The organism is Pseudomonas gingeri (assembly GCF_013385425.1).
GTDB lineage: Bacteria > Pseudomonadota > Gammaproteobacteria > Pseudomonadales > Pseudomonadaceae > Aquipseudomonas > Aquipseudomonas gingeri_D.
On sequence record NZ_JACAQA010000015.1, the window covers coordinates 51758 to 69560 of the forward strand.

At 53.2% G+C, this 17803-nt stretch carries 9 protein-coding genes; all 9 read left to right on the forward strand.

Annotation, left to right across the window (positions count from 1 at the left end; genetic code table 11):
• Window positions 1-16: 16 nt before the first annotated feature.
• Window positions 17-1153: a hypothetical protein gene (locus HX830_RS18575; protein WP_177101772.1), complete on the forward strand. Its 1137-nt coding sequence runs from the start codon at window positions 17-19 to the stop codon at window positions 1151-1153.
• A 128-nt stretch (window positions 1154-1281) separates the two neighbouring features.
• On the forward strand, window positions 1282-1713 hold the full coding sequence (locus tag HX830_RS18580) for a lysozyme inhibitor LprI family protein (RefSeq protein WP_177101774.1): 432 nt from the start codon (window positions 1282-1284) through the stop codon (window positions 1711-1713).
• A gap of 95 nt (window positions 1714-1808) precedes the next feature.
• The gene (locus HX830_RS18585; RefSeq protein WP_177101776.1) at window positions 1809-2222 is read left to right on the forward strand and encodes a hypothetical protein; all 414 of its coding nucleotides are present in this window, start codon (window positions 1809-1811) and stop codon (window positions 2220-2222) included.
• A gap of 410 nt (window positions 2223-2632) precedes the next feature.
• Window positions 2633-13402 (forward strand): matrixin family metalloprotease, encoded by a 10770-nt coding sequence (locus tag HX830_RS18590; RefSeq protein WP_177101778.1) that lies wholly within the window; start codon window positions 2633-2635, stop codon window positions 13400-13402.
• Between the two features lie 134 nt (window positions 13403-13536).
• Window positions 13537-14364, forward strand: coding sequence for a sulfotransferase family protein (locus HX830_RS18595; RefSeq protein WP_177101780.1), 828 nt, complete (start codon window positions 13537-13539; stop codon window positions 14362-14364).
• Window positions 14319-15857 (forward strand): TolC family protein, encoded by a 1539-nt coding sequence (locus tag HX830_RS18600; protein ID WP_218171330.1) that lies wholly within the window; start codon window positions 14319-14321, stop codon window positions 15855-15857. Before HX830_RS18595 ends, HX830_RS18600 begins: the two co-directional genes overlap by 46 nt.
• A gap of 110 nt (window positions 15858-15967) precedes the next feature.
• On the forward strand, window positions 15968-16510 hold the full coding sequence (locus HX830_RS18605; protein ID WP_177101784.1) for a hypothetical protein: 543 nt from the start codon (window positions 15968-15970) through the stop codon (window positions 16508-16510).
• A gap of 131 nt (window positions 16511-16641) precedes the next feature.
• Complete coding sequence (locus HX830_RS18610) at window positions 16642-16863, forward strand: hypothetical protein (RefSeq protein ID WP_177101786.1); 222 nt, start codon at window positions 16642-16644, stop codon at window positions 16861-16863.
• Window positions 16864-16953: 90 nt separating this feature from the next.
• Window positions 16954-17604 (forward strand): hypothetical protein, encoded by a 651-nt coding sequence (locus tag HX830_RS18615; RefSeq protein ID WP_152741424.1) that lies wholly within the window; start codon window positions 16954-16956, stop codon window positions 17602-17604.
• Window positions 17605-17803 lie beyond the last annotated feature (199 nt).

A 17803-nucleotide genomic window follows, 5' to 3' on the forward strand; every position in this document is an offset into this window, starting at 1 on the left:
TTCAAGGTGGGTTTCAGTGAAATTATATTCAACATTAATTGCGCTGACTGTTTTGGGCGTAATCGTTATGACTAACCAAGTAGACGCTGCGTCTGGTGAGAGCGCAGCGATGAAGGTTAATCTCGCGGTGCCGTTGCCCAAATTGCAAAAAACCATTGATTTTAGCGATTTTCTAAGCAAGCCAATCGTAAAAAAACTGACCTTCAGTCCTGAAGGACGTTATCTGGCAATAGTGTATAACCTGGATTTTTCGTCGACAGATATTGTCGTCTGGGATATGCAGCATGATAAGAAACAATCACACATTCATTGTCCGTATGATTATGGCGATATGTCTGATCACGACCTGCTGTGGAGCCGTGACGGTAAAATTATTTCGTTCGGTGCAAAGCGACAGTGGGATCCCATGACGGGGGATTCCTTACCAGACAATCCAGCTATTGGACGCGCGTCCCGGTTGAATAAGGATGGCAGCAAGATGCTGACCATTGTCGGGGCGATTGGTGAGCCCTCTTACATTTACATCTACGACACGAAAAATTGGACTCTGCAAAAGCTCTATGTTGATGGGCTTGCGGTTCAACGGGCAGCATGGACTGCCGAAGACAAAATCATGGTGGGTGTCAATGGCACCAAAAAAACTGTTAACAAGACTATGGATGGAAGATTGCTCGCCCCGTTCGATGTGGGGTTGAGATTACTTGACCCTTCGGGGAAATCGCCAACAAAGGCTGTTTGGTATCCCGCAGTAGCCGATAATCGGCCAGGGTACTATCCATGGAAGCAAGCTGTTGACGTGGATTTATCAGTCGGCACTTTTGCGGCTAACCAGATTGCACTCGGAATAGGTCGAATAATTAGTGGCGAGACGATGGATGTCCTGACCTACTATTCCATGGATGACATTGTGAGTGACAAGGTTTCACCAGGCGTGGGGGGATTGGCGTTCAGCCCGAACGGAGAATATTTATTTGTAAAGGCTGGAGCTTGGTTTGATGGGCGAAAACCGGTTGTGAATTCAATTATTGATGCGCGCACCGGAAAACAGGTTGCTCAGTTTGACGGTGGCGATAGAGGCATTGCGGTCAATCCAAACGGTAAGCAATTGGCTATTGGCAACGTTCATTCGGTTCAGATTTTCAGTCTTCAGTGACTGATCAAAAATTTAAAAGGTGTGTCATGAGCCAATTCAAATATTTAAATGAAATGTCTATGTGGTCGAATTGAATGGGGTTTTGTTGTGGTTGGAGTGCGCAAATTTAAAGGGTAAGGTGCGTAGATATGGTTGTTTCTACTATTTGTAAGAAAGTGTTGGTGTTTGTTTTGCTTGGCCTGGGCGGTTGCATGAGCGCGTTTGCAGATAATAGTCCGTGCACGATGCCAAATGGTTCTTTAAGTAGCACGCAATGCAAAAAAGAGAAGCTGGAAGCCTTGGAGAAGGAGCTTGATGCGGGTTATCAAGAAGCGTTGGAAAAGTTGCCACGCTCGAGTAAATGGGACACTCGGGAAACCAAAGGGCAGCTTGAAAGAGCGCAGCGTGCGTGGAGAGTCTACCGAGATGAAAATTGTGGTTATGTAGGTGGGCTGCAGGGAGGTAGCAGCAGGTGGGTGACAACTTTTGCCGACGACTGCGCTATAGAGGAGACTGAGAGACGAATTGATTTTTTGAACCTCTATCTGGAAGCGGTTGATGGAGTGCCCAAAATTTACTAAAGGGGGAGGCATGACAGGCTTGCCATAGTAACTAGAGTAAGCCGTGTTTCTAGCTTTTTATGATGGACTAACTTTGTGTGTGAAGGAGCGGCGAGATGTCATTTGTTTATGAAAGTATTGGCGCGGATGTAGCGAATGCTGTTCGCTGGGAAACGTACCCTGAATATCAAAATTCGTGGAAGGCTCATCCAGATGCCTGGGTAATAGATCGCGAACTTGATGTTTTTATTTGGCGTATTAAAGGGCGTATGCCCGAATGGCCCAATCAAATTTTTGGGGCGTGCTGGAAGGGGGATGGGAATGTTAGAGCCGAAGTAATTGAGAGTCTAAAGGTAACTCCAGATACGGAAGGAAAATTATGCGATGTTTTTTGGGATGTTATAAGTATCAGTCTTCCAGCGTTGCTTGAGCCAGAGCGTGCTCTGATTGAACGTGCTTTTAAAGATGCACTAGAGGCTCTTTCAAAACACCGCAGCGGTATCGCGAATGTGCAGGTATCTATTCGCTGATTGGTTTTCTTATTTAACTCTTATGCTGCGGTGAACTGAATGGCTGGTTTTTCTTTGTCTATTGCGTTAAATTATTTAAAGTATCAGTCAATTTACCCGGAGTATCAAGGTATATCAGGCTTGACTCAGTTACTTGCTGATACCTCAATCTCGGTGCCTGGTGCATCGCCAAATGCTACCTCTTTGTTTTACAGTGGGAAGCTTGGTGACACGTATTCAAGTAGTGTTGCTGATGCCATTGCTTCAGCGAGCAATGGGGACATTATAACGGTCCAACAGAGCCCGCAGGGGCAGTTGCTGTTCAGAATGCATTCAAATCCGCGGCACAAGCAGCGGGTTATAATGAGCTTGATGCGCAAATTCTTATAGACGGTGGCACGCTAACTGATGGCACGCGTGTAATAGGTGGTTTGTGGAGCAATACATCAGGTGCGTTTGCAGCCGACGCCAACAATATTATCAGTATTACTCCAACGGCCGGGCAAGATAGTGTTTGGTTTGATACTGAGCTTCCAACGGCGATAGCCAATAATAAGTCTGTAAATGGTATCCCTGCCGCAGATTTGGCAGGTCTTTCGCCATCTGCTGCGGCAGATCTTGTAAATAGCGCGTCTCTGGGATTGGTTAACAATCTTCAAATTGCTACGGATGCTCAGGGTAAAATAATCGGTGTTGACACAGGATCTATATTTTCAGATGTTAGAATTAATACGATTGATTCTGCGCCAGCAGGATCAACGCTCTCTACAGTGTCTGAGCTGCTATCAGGTAGCGTGAGTATCCCGGATCCCGGAGGTAGCTCAACTGCAGATCCTTTTGTTTCACCGTCGGATAATGGTTCGCTCACTGGACAAAATTTAACCAACCTCCAAGAGGGGGCGTTGGAACTCAGCAGTGTTATCAAGGCTGAAGGCATTACGCTCACCTCTCTTGCGGAGATGGGTTTAAGCGCGGTGGCGGTAGGGGCTTCTTATTATGGAGCCTTTACTGCTGCCCTGCAGCAAGCCGAAAGCGGGGATGGCTCGGCGGCTCAGAAAACGATGTTGGACTGGACCGTCAATACGGAGTATGGACTGGCGGGGGGAGCATTGGCCGCAGAATATGCTGCTCCTCTTTTAGCCGGAGGACCTCCTGGCTTGGTAGCTTATGGTTTGTTGGTTATGGGAGGAGGGATCGCTGGGAGTCTTGTGCCAAATGCAACACGAGACTTACTAAATACACTAACTGACAGTTCAACTTCGCCGGATGTATCCCAGCGTACTGACCCAGACGGCAGCGTTTGGAGCGAGCTTACATACTCGAATGGACTCCAGGTCGGGCACCTGACCTATTCACCACCCGGTGTTTCCAATGAGTATCAGGAGACGGTGACTGACCCTGATAGCAATGACGATGGCGGCTATACAAAAATGTCTACATCTGCGTCCGGCGCAGGTGTAGATACACAAACGGACGTCTATGCGCCAACAGGTGGTCAGGCAGAGTTACAATCGAGAACAACAACATCAACCGATGCCTCGGGTAATTTTCAAGAGTCTGTAACAAATGGTGCTGGCAACCTGACGGATACGATTACTGATACCCCGAAAAATGGTGGTGGTGATGTAGAGGTAGAGTCGAACTTAGACAGCACGGGTCCGGTAGAAAATACTCAAAATATAGATACACAAACCAATGGTTCTGTTGTCGACAGCGTCTCTGGTCTTGGCGCACAAGCTGATTTGAATGGCGCTTCAATAAATCTTTCTGCAGGTAGCTCAGCCACCATCAGCGGCTCCCACAATGACGTCACGGCCGATACTAACGCCTCAGTCAATCTGGCAAGCGGATCGAGCTGGGACGTTGTGACCATGATGAAAAATGGCGAAGTCATCCTCGCCAGTGCAGACGACGACATAGTCGTTCACGCCACCAACAGCTATGTCTCAATGGGCATGGAAGATCGCGTTGCGCTTGATGGCAGCATCATCAAGGTTTCTGGCGGCGTCGACAACACAGTCACGACCCAAGGCACCAATGAAGATATTACGCTGGGAACCGGCAGCACCCTGAATGTAACAAGCGGCTCAGCCACCGCCACGCTCAGTGACGGCACGGTCACTGCCGCCGCCGGTAGTCAAGTCACCCTCAGCGGCAGCAGCAATCTGATCAGTGGCAACGGCGCGACAGTCAATATTGCGGATAGTGGCAATACGGTCAGCGCATCAGATGACACGATCAATCTGGCTGGCACTGGACTTACGGTGAATGCCACCGGCAACAATGATACTTTTATTAGTACGAGTAATTCTCACGGCGATACGATTGATATGGCGGGTACCGGTATCACGCTTGATATCAGTGGTGCGACTATTACCATCGCTGCCGGGAGCCAAGTGACCATCGACGGTAGTAACAATATTGTTAATGCTTTGGGGAATGACACTGTCTCGTTCATTGGTAGTGATAATGATTTTACAGGCGGAGTCGACGACATCGTTACGACTCAGGATACCGGCGCCACACTGAACGATCTTGCGACAGCTGCTGTAGCCACTTACGGCGGTGCCGACGCTCCCGTTATGGGTAGCCAATGGGAACTTGTCAACGCAGCCCCCCCAGGCACAGCTCTCTGGAGAGGCATGAATTTATATGGGTTTTCTGGCCAAACCTATGTCAATAGTCAAACCGGTGAGGTCATCATTGCCGATCGCGGCACCATCGGTAACGTACAAAATATTCTTTCCGATACCAGTATTGCGTTGGATACGGCAAATGGAGCGCAACAGGTAGCGAATGATTACGCCGTAGCGGCGTTGGCTGCGGCACAAGCTCAACTGAGTTTGTCTGGGATGGATGTCAGTGCGGTCTACACAACGGGTCACTCCTTGGGTGGGGCAGAATCTCAAGCACAAGCAGCGATGTTAAGTGTGGCCACCGATCCTGATGGTTCCCCGTTACTTTCCTCTGATGTCAAAATTACTAACGTATCCTTTGATGCTCCTGGGATTGCAGGGCTATCGACTGGTGGCGACAGTAGTAAATATACGAGCTACAATTTTTCGGCACAGGGTGACTTGGTCAATTTGTCTGGCGGTAGCGATCTGGTGGGAACAACCGACGTTTCTTTGGCGGTTGGGCCATCCATGTGGGCGACCGGAGGAATGATAGGTTTAGGCGCGGCGATACAAGATATACCTGGCGCAGGTACTGCACTTGGTGCTGCATTTATTGCAGACGGGCTGTCCAATGGTTTGGATGCGCATTCCAGTGTTGCTTTGGCAAATGGCTTATCAGGGACTGTTCTGGGACAGATGCAACTCAGCCAGCTGAGCGGAATGTCCGCCACACAAATGCAAGAGGCATTTGGTGTAACCCAGGCCAGTACTCCTGTATACGATGCTGCGGGTTATGATCAAAATGGATACAATGCAGGCGGTTACAGTATTTATGGCCTCAACCAGAATGGTGATGTCGACCCTTCAATCGCTGCTCAAGGCGGGCAGACAAATACGGATACACTGAGTGACGGCTCTAAGGTCACAGTTGTCATTGCCGGGGATGGAGCAACGACAGAAACGTTGAATAATGCGGACGGGACGGTTAATACCTATATCAGTAACGCTGCTGGGGAAGTCGTAGGAACTATCACAAAAGGTCTTGATGGAACAACCCTTTCGCAGTCAATAGACCCAGTCACGGGGGCTATTACGCAAGAGGTGACCGGTGGAAATGGACTGATTGAAGAGAGTGGTGTCATTCACGAGGGGCAAGATGGAAGTGCTGATGCAACATCAACCACATATACCGCCGCGGGACAGCAAAATATAGTTGAATCGGATCAGCGTGCTGTCGACGGCAGCAGCGCGGAGACTGATACAACTTACGGTAATGGAGTAGCTCAGGGACAAGTCGTTATTAGCACCAGTGCAACTGGGGAGGAGACCAGTGCCTTATTGACCGGGTCCGCCAGGACGGTTGATTTAAATGATGCTACTATCACACTGGCAGCGGGGGCTCAGGAAAATATCGTTGGCACGGGAAATATTGTTACTCTAGATGCTGGTGCAACTCTTAGCTCTCAGCTGCCTGACGGTACTTTGCACTTGCAGCAAGATAATCAGTTTATCTTGTCGAGCAATACTACTCTTGTTGATAGTGATGCAAGTTTCGCGGTGGCCGATATTATCACACAAACATCCGGCTCCACGGGAGATAATGTAAGTTTTGTTGGCGGCATTGCCACCGCAGAACTCGATGATGCTACCATCACTACCCGGAATGGCACGCTTTTGACTGTTCTAGGTGATAATAATAGTGTGAGTGCTGGCAGCACTGTTGCGGTTGATGGCGACGGTAATCTATTCACTTTTCACGCAGGCAATGTCGCCAGTATCGACGGTAACGACAATACAGCAACAGCCATTGGGGACGGGGCAAAGCTTAGCGTAGCTGGAACGAACAATAGTGTTGATGCTACCGATGGCATCGTAACCTTGTCCGACGGCGCAAGCATGACCCTGACCGGCGATGACAATCAGCTCGCCGCAGGAAATGACGTGGTCGCCACGCTCGCTGGATCGGGCAACATGGTTGTGGCCGGTAACGACTCCGCGTTGATTGTGACGGATACCAGTAATAACGACAGCGTCACCCTGGGGGCCAATGGTGCGGTCAGCATCGCGAATGGAGATCAGGGTGAGGTGTTGAACCTTGCGAATGGCACTGTCAATCTGGGTGAGAATGACACGGGCGTGAACATTGTCGGTGTAAGTGACAGTGTCAACGTGAGCGGAGCGGGTGATAATTTTTCGGCGTCGAGCGACACGATTAATCTGAGTGGCGCAGGGCTCACAGTAAATGCCACTGGTGACAACAACCTTATCAACGCTGCGGGAGATAACAATCTCTTGCTTACCGGCAGTGACAACAGCGTTACAGGTGGGGTCGGCGACACTGTCACCACCCAGGGCGGCGGAGAAAATATCACGTTAGGCACTGATAGCTCGCTGGATGTAGCAAGTGGCTCCGCCATCGCCACACTGAGCAGCGGTACTGTCACAGCTGATAGCGGCAGTCAGGTCACGCTCAGTGGCGGCGGCGATATTATCAGCGGCAGCGGTGCGACGGTCACTGTTGAAAGCAGTGGCGATACGGTCAGCGCATCAGGCGACACGATCGATCTGATTGGTACAGGACTGTCGGTGAATGCCACCGGCAACAACGACAGCGTCACTGGCGGGATCGGCGACACGGTCACCAGCCAGGGCAGCGGGGAAAATATCACGCTGGGCACTGGTAGTACCCTGGATGTGGCAAGCGGCTCTGCCTTCGCCACGCTCAGTAGCGGCGCGGTTACTGCCGATGTTGGCAGTCAAGTCACGCTTAGTGGCAGCAGCGATACCATTAGCGGCAGCGGCGCCACGGTCACTGTTGAAAACAGTGGCGATACGGTCAGCGCATCGGGCGACACGATCAATCTGGGTGGTGCAGGACTGACCGTAACTGACTCCGGTAACAACGACAACGTCATCGGCGGGACCGGTGACACTGTCACCACGCAGGGCAGCGGAGAAAGTATCACGTTGGGAACTGGTAGTTCTCTGGATGTGGCAAGCGGTTCCGCCAGCGCCACGCTTAGTAGCGGTACAGTCACTGCGGCTGTCGGCAGTCAACTCACTCTCAGCGGCGGTAGCGATACGATCAGTGGCAGCGGTGCGACGGTCAATCTTGAGAGTAGTGGCGATACGGTCAGCGCAGCAGATGACACGATCAATCTGAATGTTGCAGGGCTTACGGTGGATGCCAGCGGCGACAGCGACATTATCAATGCCGTGGGAAATGACAATATCTCGTTCACTGGCAGTAACAACAGCCTTACGGGCGGGATCGACGACGCCGTTACTAGTCAGGGGACCGACGAAAATATCACGTTGGGGGCTGGCAGCACGCTGGATGTAGCAAGCGGCTCCGCCACCGCCACGCTCAGCGGCGGTGCGATTACTACTGCCGCCGACAGTGAAGTCACGCTCAGCGGCGGCTATGATCTTATCAGCGGCAGCGGCGCGACGGTCAATATTGAGAGTGAGCATGGTGACGATACGATCAGCGCATCAGATGACACAATCAATCTGAATGGCGTAGGACTTGCTGTAACTGCCACGGGCAACAACGACAATCTTACAGGCGGGATCGAGGATAGGGTCACCATCCAGGGTAGCGGAGAGAATATTACGTTGGGGAATTACAGCTCTCTGGATTTGGAGAGCGGCTTCGCCACTGTCACGCTCATCAATGGTGTGGTTGATGCTGCCGTCGGCAGTGAAGTCACGCTCAACGGTGACCACGATGCGATCAGCGGCAGCGGCGCTACGGTCAATATTGCGGATAGTGGCGATGAGATCAACGCTTCAGGTGATACCATCAATCTGAATGGCACAGGACTGTTCGTGCTTGCCGTCGGCAACAATGACAACTTCACTGGTGGGACCCAAGACGATGTTGTCAGCTATGGCAGCGACGAAAACTTCACGCTGGGGACTAGTAGTTCTCTGTCTTTGGAGGGCGGCTCTGCCATAGCCACGCTCAGCGGGGGTGAGGTCTATGCTTCCGCCGATAGTCAAGTCACGCTCAGCGGTGACAGCGATAGAGTCAGTGCTATCGCTGGCAGCCAAATCACGCTCATCGGTGGCAGCGACACCATCATGGGCAATGGCTCGACGGTCAATATTGCGGATAGTGGCGATACGGTCGTCGCATTAGGTGACATCGTTGATCTGAATGGCACAGGGCTGTCCATGATTGTCACCGGCAACAACGATAGCGTCATAGGTGGTATCGATGACACGGTCACCACTCAGGGCAGTGGGGAAAATATTACGCTTGGGAGTGGCAGCACCTTGGATGTGGCAAGCGGCTCTGCTACTGCCGCGCTCAGCGAGGGTGACGTCAGTGCTTTCGTCGGCAGCCAAATCACGCTCAGCGGCAGCACCGATACCATCAGCGGCAGCGGTGCGACGATCACTATTGAAAGCAGTGGCGATACGGTCAGCGCATCAGGCGACACGATCAATTTGGGTGGTACAGGACTGACCGTAACTGACTCCGGCAACAACGACAGCCTCACAGGCGGGAGCGGTGACACGGTCACCACCCAAGGCAGCGGAGAAAATATCACGCTGGGGACTGGCAGTTCTCTGGATGTAGCAAGTGGCTCCGCCACCGCTACGCTTAGTGGCGACGTAATCACCGCCGCTGCTGGCAGCCAAGTCACACTCAGCGGCAGCACCGATACCATCAGCGGCAGCGGCGCGACGGTCACTATTGAAAACAGTGGTGATACGGTCAGCGCATCGGGTGACACGATCAACCTGGGTGGTACAGGGTTGTCGCTGGATACCACCGGCAACAACGACAGCGTTACAGGCGGAGCCGGTGACACGATCACCACCCTGGGCAGTGGAGAAAATATCACGCTGGGGAGTGGCAGCTCCCTGGATGTAGCAAGTGGTTCCGCCACCGCTACGCTCAGTGGCGACACAGTCACCGCCGCTGCTGGCAGTCAAGTCACACTCAGCGGCAGCACCGATACCATCAGCGGCAGCGGCGCGACGGTCACTATTGAAAACAGTGGTGATACGGTCAGCGCATCGGGTGACACGATCAACCTGGGTGGTACAGGGTTGTCGCTGGATACCACCGGCAACAACGACAGCGTTACAGGCGGAGCCGGTGACACGATTACCACCCAGGGCAGTGGAGAAAATATCACGCTGGGCACTGGCAGCTCTCTGGATGTAGCAAGCGGCTCCGCTACCGCCACACTCAGTAGTGGTGCGATCACTGCTGCCACCGGCAGTGAGGTCACGCTCAGCGGCAGCACCGATACCATCAGCGGCAGCGGCGCAACGGTCACTATTGAAAACAGTGGCGATACGGTCAGCGCATCAGGCGACACGATCAATCTGGGTGGTGCAGGGCTGTCGGTGGATGCCAACGGCAACAATGACAGGGTCACAGGGGGGATTGACGACACGGTCACCACCCAGGGCAGCGGAGAAAATATCACGCTGGGAACTGGCAGCACCTTGGATGTGGCAAGCGGCTCCGCTACCGCCACACTCAGTAGTGGTGCGATCACTGCTGCCACCGGCAGTGAGGTCACGCTCAGCGGTAGCACCGATACCATCAGCGGCAGCGGCGCAACGGTCACTATTGAAAACAGTGGCGATACGGTCAGCGCATCAGGAGACACGATCAATCTGGGTGGTACAGGGCTGTCGGTAGATGCCAACGGCAACAATGACAAGGTCACAGGGGGGATTGACGACACGGTCACCACTCAGGGCAGTGGAGAAAGTGTCACGCTGGGAACTGGCAGTACCCTGGATGTGGCAAGCGGCTCCGCCACCGCCACACTCAGTAGCGGCTCGGTCACTGCGGCCACCGGCAGTGAGGTCACGCTCAGCGGTGGTAGCGATACGATCAGCGGCAGCGGCGCGACGGTCACTATTGAAAACAGTGGCGATACGGTCAACGCATCAGGTGACACGATCAATCTGACTGGCACCGGGCTTACTGTGAATGCCACCGGCAACAATGACACTTTCAGCACTACGAGTAACTCCCCCAGCGATACGATTGATGTGGCGGGAACGGGGGTCACCGTTGATATCAGTGGCGCCACGATCACCATCGCCGCCGGCAGCCAAGTCACCATCGCCGGTAGCAACGACATTATCAATGCGGGAGGAGATGACACTATCTCGTTCACAGGTAGTGACGACAACCTTACAGGTGGGATCGACGACACCGTCACGACCCAGGGGGCTGGCGAAAATGTCACGCTGGGAACTGGCAGCTATCTGGATGTTGAGAGTGGCTCAACCACGGCAAGCCTCAGCAGCAGTACTTTCGTAGTCGGAGCAGGCAGTGAGGCGACCCTCACCGGTTCAAGCGATACCATCACGGATGGGACCAATACTGCACTGGCCCTAGCCGGTGTGAGCAATAACGACACTGTCACAATGGGCGCTGGTGGCACAGTAAGCGTCGCGAACAGCGATCAGGGTGAAGTGATTTACGCGAACGGCGACGCTGTTTCGCTTGGAAATAACACCATTACCACACTCATAGGCAGCAACGATCAGGTCAACGGTGGTACTGGCAATACGGTGTCGGTGGTAGGTAACGACACAGTCCAGGGCACGAACGATCTGCTGTATCTCGGTGGCAACGAAACCCTGACCACCAGCGGCACCGGCATGACGGTTGAAACCAATGCGAACGATGTTGTCGTTGGCTCTGGCGATACGGTCAATGTAGGTGGCAATTTGGCGGCGGGCCAATCCGCTGGCGATACAACAATGGTGGGAAGTAATGATCTCATCGACGCGACAGGCCGCACGGTGTCGGTGGTGGGTAATGACACGGTCCAGGGCACAAACGATCTGCTGTACCTTGGTGGTAGCGAAACCCTGACCACCAGTGGCACCGGCATGACGGTTGAAACCAATGCGAGCGATGTCATCGTTGGTTCTGGCGATACCGTCAATATAGGCGGCAATTTGGCGGCGGGCCAGTCCGCTGGCGATACAACGATGGTGGGAAGTAACGATCTCATTGATGCGACAGGGCGCACGGTGTCGGTGGTGGGTAACGACACGGTCCAGGGCACAAACGATCTGCTGTACCTCGGTGGCAGCGAAACCCTGACCACCAACGGCACCGGCATGACAGTTGAAACCAATGCGAACGATGTTGTCGTTGGTTCTGGCGATACCGTCAATGTGGGCGGCAATCTGGCGGCGGGCCAGTCCGCGGGTGTTACGACGCTGGTGGGAAGTACCGATATCGTCGATGCGGCTGGCGACGTTATCGATATGAGTGCAGGCAACTCTAAAGATAGCGTCGTCGGTAGTGGTGACAGCATTAATGTGAACGGAAGTGTCAGCTTCTCGGCTACGAATGACAGCGTCACCGTCGGCTCCGGCGCGAGCCTTAACCTATCGGGTGGCAATGATAGCGTTACCCTCGTTGGGACAGGTGATTACCTCGGGCTTCTTGGCGGTACTTACTCGGTAAGTGGCTCGGGCGATACGATTGATACGTCAGCTAACACTCAGGTTGATGCAACAGGCAGCAACGATGCCTTCAATTTGGGAGTTGATTCCGGGGTAACCGCTGACGGTAGCGGTGATACGTTGAATGGAGAAGGCATCACTAATGGGGATGCCTACGATGTCAACGGCGGCGGGGACATTTCTGGTGGTGGCGATGAGGGCGGTGGTGATCCCAATCCCAATCCTGATCCCGGCGGTTATGGCTACGGCTATGGCGGCTACGGTTTCGCGGTTAGTAAATCCGTGACATTGCCCACGGCAGGCAACAACATTGGTTTCATTGCCCAGTACGACTTGAATCAAGGCAATCAGGCCGCAGCCGTGGCAGCGGAAAAAGCCTTGCAGCAAGCCGTCGACACGGCGATCTCTATACCGACAGCCGGCAACGGATCGGCCGTACTGGATGGCGCCAAGTTCGATCAGAAGGTCATCACCTGGAGCCTTGCGGACAGCCAGGGCACTCAGGCCGCACCGTTCAGTGGTTATATGGACAGCACCGACGAATCGGTCGTGCAGGGCGCATTCAATACCTGGGCGGCGAGCATGCCAGGCGTGACCTTCGAAGAGGTGTCCGATTCCGCGCAGTCCGATATTCGCGTCGGCTTTGGTGATTTCAACACGGCCACCACCGGGATTATCGGTTACACCAGCTATCAGGCCAATGACGGCCAGATAGCCCCCGATGCCATCGTCCGGGTAGAGGACCCGACCCAGAACGCGCTGACGACAGGAGCCGATGGGCAACAGACCTACGTCGGCACCGATGCCACACTTTCTCAGGTGTTGCAGCATGAGATTGGTCATGCGCTGGGCTTGGCAGACAACGCCGATAAGAACTCGGTGATGAACTACCAGCTCACGGCCAGCAACCGGACGTTGGACAGCACGGACCTGGTCGGTATCGGTTCGCTCTATGGCGCCGGAGCAGGCACCTCACCAGTCGGTAGCAGCGGTGTGAGCCAGTTGATCCAGGCCATGTCCACGTTCAATGCGGATGCCGGGGTTGCCGATACCACGTTGCTGCCGCCCACCTTGGCGAACAACAACGTGACCTTGAGCGCATCCGCACACGCGGCCTGATTGCGCGACCCACGTCATTTCCATCAAAGCGATAAAAGCTCCTGGCTGCGAGTAGCAGCCAGGAGTATCGCCTGTCAGCACACGGTGATTGCGGCTTGTGACACTTGCAGGCCGTAAGTGCCTAAGGAGATTCCTTGGCTACTCAGTTTCATGCGATATCAGGTTTACCGCGTTCGGGGTCGACACTGCTGTCGGCACTGTTGAGCCAGAACCCGCGCTTTTCGGCGGCGATGACCAGCCCGGTTGCCGTATTGGTCGGCTCCGTGCACGGGAAAATGTGCGGTGGCGAATTCGGTGGTTTTTTTGATGACAGCAAGCGTGCAACGATCCTGCGCGCTGTTGTCGAGTCTTACTACGCCGATAAAATCGGCACGTTGTCCGACAACCCGGTTGTCTTCGATACCAACCGTACCTGGACGGGGCGGGCAGCGTTATGGGGGGCGATGTATCCCCAGTCACGCATTATCTGTTGTGTCCGCGACGTCGGTTGGATTATCGACAGCGTCGAACGAATGCTCGCCAAGAACCCCTTGCAGTTATCACGCATGTTCAAATTTCAGCCGGGTAGTTCGGTCTATGCCCGGGCGGAAATCCTGATGAATTCGGACAGCGGCCTGATTGGATTGGCCTGGAGCAATCTGCGTGAGGCCTGGTTTGGCGAGCAGGCGAAGCGCTTGATCCTGGTACCCTACGATCACTTGGTCAAAGAGCCGCAGCGTACCCTGAGTCGGCTCTATGCCGAGTTGGGCGAGCCCTTGTTTGAGCACGATTTGCAAAACGTGGTGTATGACGAGCCGGATTATGACGCCCACCTCGGCATGCCCGGCTTGCATGCCGTACGCAAGAATGTCGAGTTCCAGGCCCGCAAACTCTGCATCCCACCGGATATTTTCGCTCGATATTCAACGACCGGCTTTTGGAGCAATGCCGAACTCAACACGCATGGCGTGACGATTCTGTGAGCGTGATGGGTTCGGAAAGCATGCTGAAAATTCGTAAAGCCCTGTCGTTCAATTTGAGGTTAGGCGTCACTTTTCTTATCGGTACGGGCTCGGTGTGTGCGGCAGGGTTCGGTCCCGCAGATCCACTGCGTCAATTTGGTAGCGTCCCTGCCACTGCGGCCAACCACATGTTCGATTCGTCGCCGGCAGTCGGCGGCTGCGTGGATAATTCGCAGGTGGACCTGGCCTTGCTGGACATCGTCTCCAGCGCCTTGTGCCACAATCCGAAAACCCGGGAGGCCTGGGCCAACGTCAAGGTCCAAACCGCCCAGGTCGGTGTCGCCAAGGCGGCCTACCTGCCCACCTTGAACGGCACATTGCAAGAGGCGAAAGACAGTTCGACCAGTCATGGCACCTCGGCCGATCCCTTTGTCGTCCAGTCCGACAGTCGCTACCAGAACGCCGCGCTGACCTTGAATTGGGTGCTCTACGACTTCGGCGCCCGCTCGGCGAGCGTCGACTATGCCCAGAGCAAGCTGGCTTCCGCCTTGGCCGGGCAGGACAGTGCCTTGCAGACGGTCTTTGCCAGTACGGTCAAAGATTACTATGCGGCCTTCGTTGCCCAGAAAAACCGGCAAGCCACACAACATATCGAAGCTGATGCGAAACAGGTATTGGACGCGGCCACGCTCCGGGTTCGCCATGGTGTGGCGGCGGTCAGTGATCAGCTACAGGCCCAGACGTCTTATTTCCAGGCCACCTTCAACCGCAACAAAGCGGAAGGGGATTGGAAGACCGCGTTGGGGCAGGTGGCTATCGATATGGGGCGACGTCCCAATATGCCTTTGCATCTGTTGGGCGAGGATGACGTGGCACCACCTGACACGAGGTTTGAGCAGTCGGTCGAGGAGTTGTTGCAAACGGCGCAGCAGCGGCATCCCTCGTTGATTGCTGCCCGCGCGGAACTGGCGGCGGCGCAGGCGAACGAGGACATGATCAGTGCGCAAGGGCGGCCCACCATCAGCTTTGTCGGCAAATACAGCTACGACAATCAACCGCAGAGCTCCGGGGTTGGCCAGCAGTTTCTGGGTGAGACAGTCCGGGACCGCTCCGTGGCGATTCAAGTCAGCGTCCCGCTTTTCGAGGGCTTTACCCGGACCTATCAGGTCCGCGGTGCGCAGGCGCAAGTTGAAGGCAAGGAGGCCAGTCTGAACGATGCCGAGTTGCAAGTGGCCTCCAGCGTCTGGTCGGACTATCAGACGTTGAAAGTCGGCACGCAGAACGTGCGGACCAGCCAGGAAATTCTCGACAGTGCCGACCAGGCCTTTGATGCGGCGCAGGCGCGCTACGCCAAGGGCGTGACTGGCATCCTCGAGGTCATCACGACCCAGACGGCACTGGCCAACGCCGAGCAGCAACAGATCAGCGCTTTGGCTGGGTGGCAGAATGCACGCATTCAACTGGCATCGAGTTTGGGCAGTCTGGATTTGAGGAGCCTGTATCCGACGTTATAACGCTAGTCAGTTTGCTAAACCGCGAGAGGATAGATTTGTTTTCGGAGCTATGTGCTGTGAAAATAAATTTACCCTCCATTTTTTCTGAAACTGAATGAGGGGGCTGCAATATGAAATTTTCGCTCTTGAAAAAACAGTCCAGTTACCTGTGGTTTACGTTTGGACTGGTGTTATGTCACGGGATATATATGACATATTTTTTTCCACATGAATGGGCGGAGTCCGCCAATGCCAGAACGTTTGTGGATGCGGTAGCTGTTGTTGTTCCAGTGCTTCAGGGTCTAAAAAATCACACCCCTCCCTATACACCTTATTGGGGCGTTTTTTATGCAAGCTTTTGGTGTTTGGTTCCCCTGTTTTTTGCCGCTGGAGCAATGTCTACATTTTTCCTTTTTACTAAGGAAAGCTATGAGAAAATCAAGCTTAATAAGCCGCTAGGATACATTATTGGGTTTTTGTTTTTTCTCATCGTCTTTATGATCCCGTTTTTTCTTCCGTTTATTGGGGATTTCCCCTATCCTCTGATGAATCAAATGAGTCGTTTTTTACCCCTGCGATTATTGGCTTGGGGCACGACAGCGATAATCCCATTTGCCTTAGGGTGGTCTGTCGGTTGCACTTATCAACGATTTATTGTTAGCAGAAAATACTGAAGGGGCACGGGTTTGCCAGCCTCAGAGAGCGGCAAGCCGAGCATCGAGCGTATCAAGAAACACCTTCGTCTTGCTCGGCGTAAAGCATCTGGAAGGCAGCAGAGCGTAGATCGGCGCAGGAGCGCTGTGTCATGTCGATTTCGCAGGATGCGGTGAAGGATGACAAGTTGGGATTGATTTATCCGGCTCGGATTCAGTTCGGTGCGCATGTTATTGTGGCGGATGGCAAGGATGTTTCGTTGGAATCGGGTATGTCGAGTTCGGTGGAGATCAAGACCGAGCAGAGAGGGATTATTGAGTATTTGTTGACACCGTTGTTGAAGTGTCAGCGTGAGGCATTGGGGGAGCGCTAATTGAGAAAAAGCAGTGTGCATTGCGTTGGCCGGTTGAGCCCGCTGCGGCCATATTTTATGGCAGTACTTTATTAAAAAGGAACCAAGATAATGGATTTGCCTATTACTCCAGCCCCCGAAGCGGGGCGTCCGATAAAGCCTATTCCTTGGTTTCGAACCGGGCCCTTTGTGCTGATTAGTTCAGCTACGATTACTGTTTATGCATTGTTGGGTAATTTTTCTCCGTATTATAGAGCTGTTGTGGATGTTTTTATAAGTCCGATAATTGATAGTCTGGGGTGGGCTTTTCTGAATATTCGAACCTCGCCTATGAGTGGGGAGCTTGACCCTATTTACTATCGTAATTTGATGGGGTTGTGTGTGCTCTTTAGCGCTTTGTATAACATTGCATCTGCTTTGTATATGGTTAAGGTTAAGAAAATAGCGGCTGCCAGTTGCGAAGATGCGCATAAAAATATAATGATTATGCAAGGGGTTGGTGTCAAAAAAGGGTGGGTGTTATTGCATCTTGGTGTGTATTTTATTGTAGGTGGAATTGCAGCTTTTACCACATTTATTTTTTTGAATTGTATGTTTGGCTGGTTCGAATTTTTGCCTTCAAGGTATGACATGCTATTTACGTTGATCGTCTGCTTGGCATTGATTTTGCCGTCAAGTTTCTGTGTGGCGATGTGGTCGATTGTTGGGCAGCTTGTTTTTTTTGATTTTCGGAAAATTTTTGAATTTATTGTAAAAAAATAGGGAGTTTGGTCATGGCGAAAAAAACAGCTTTCGATATTTTTTGGGGGAAGTTCACAGCACCTGGAACCGGGGATGTCGAGTTCGGTGGAGATCAAGACCGAGCAACGACGGATTATTGAATATTTGTTGACGCCGTTGTTGAAGTATCAGCGTGAGGCGTTGAGAGAAAGGTAAATTCGATATTTGGGTTTCCCATAAG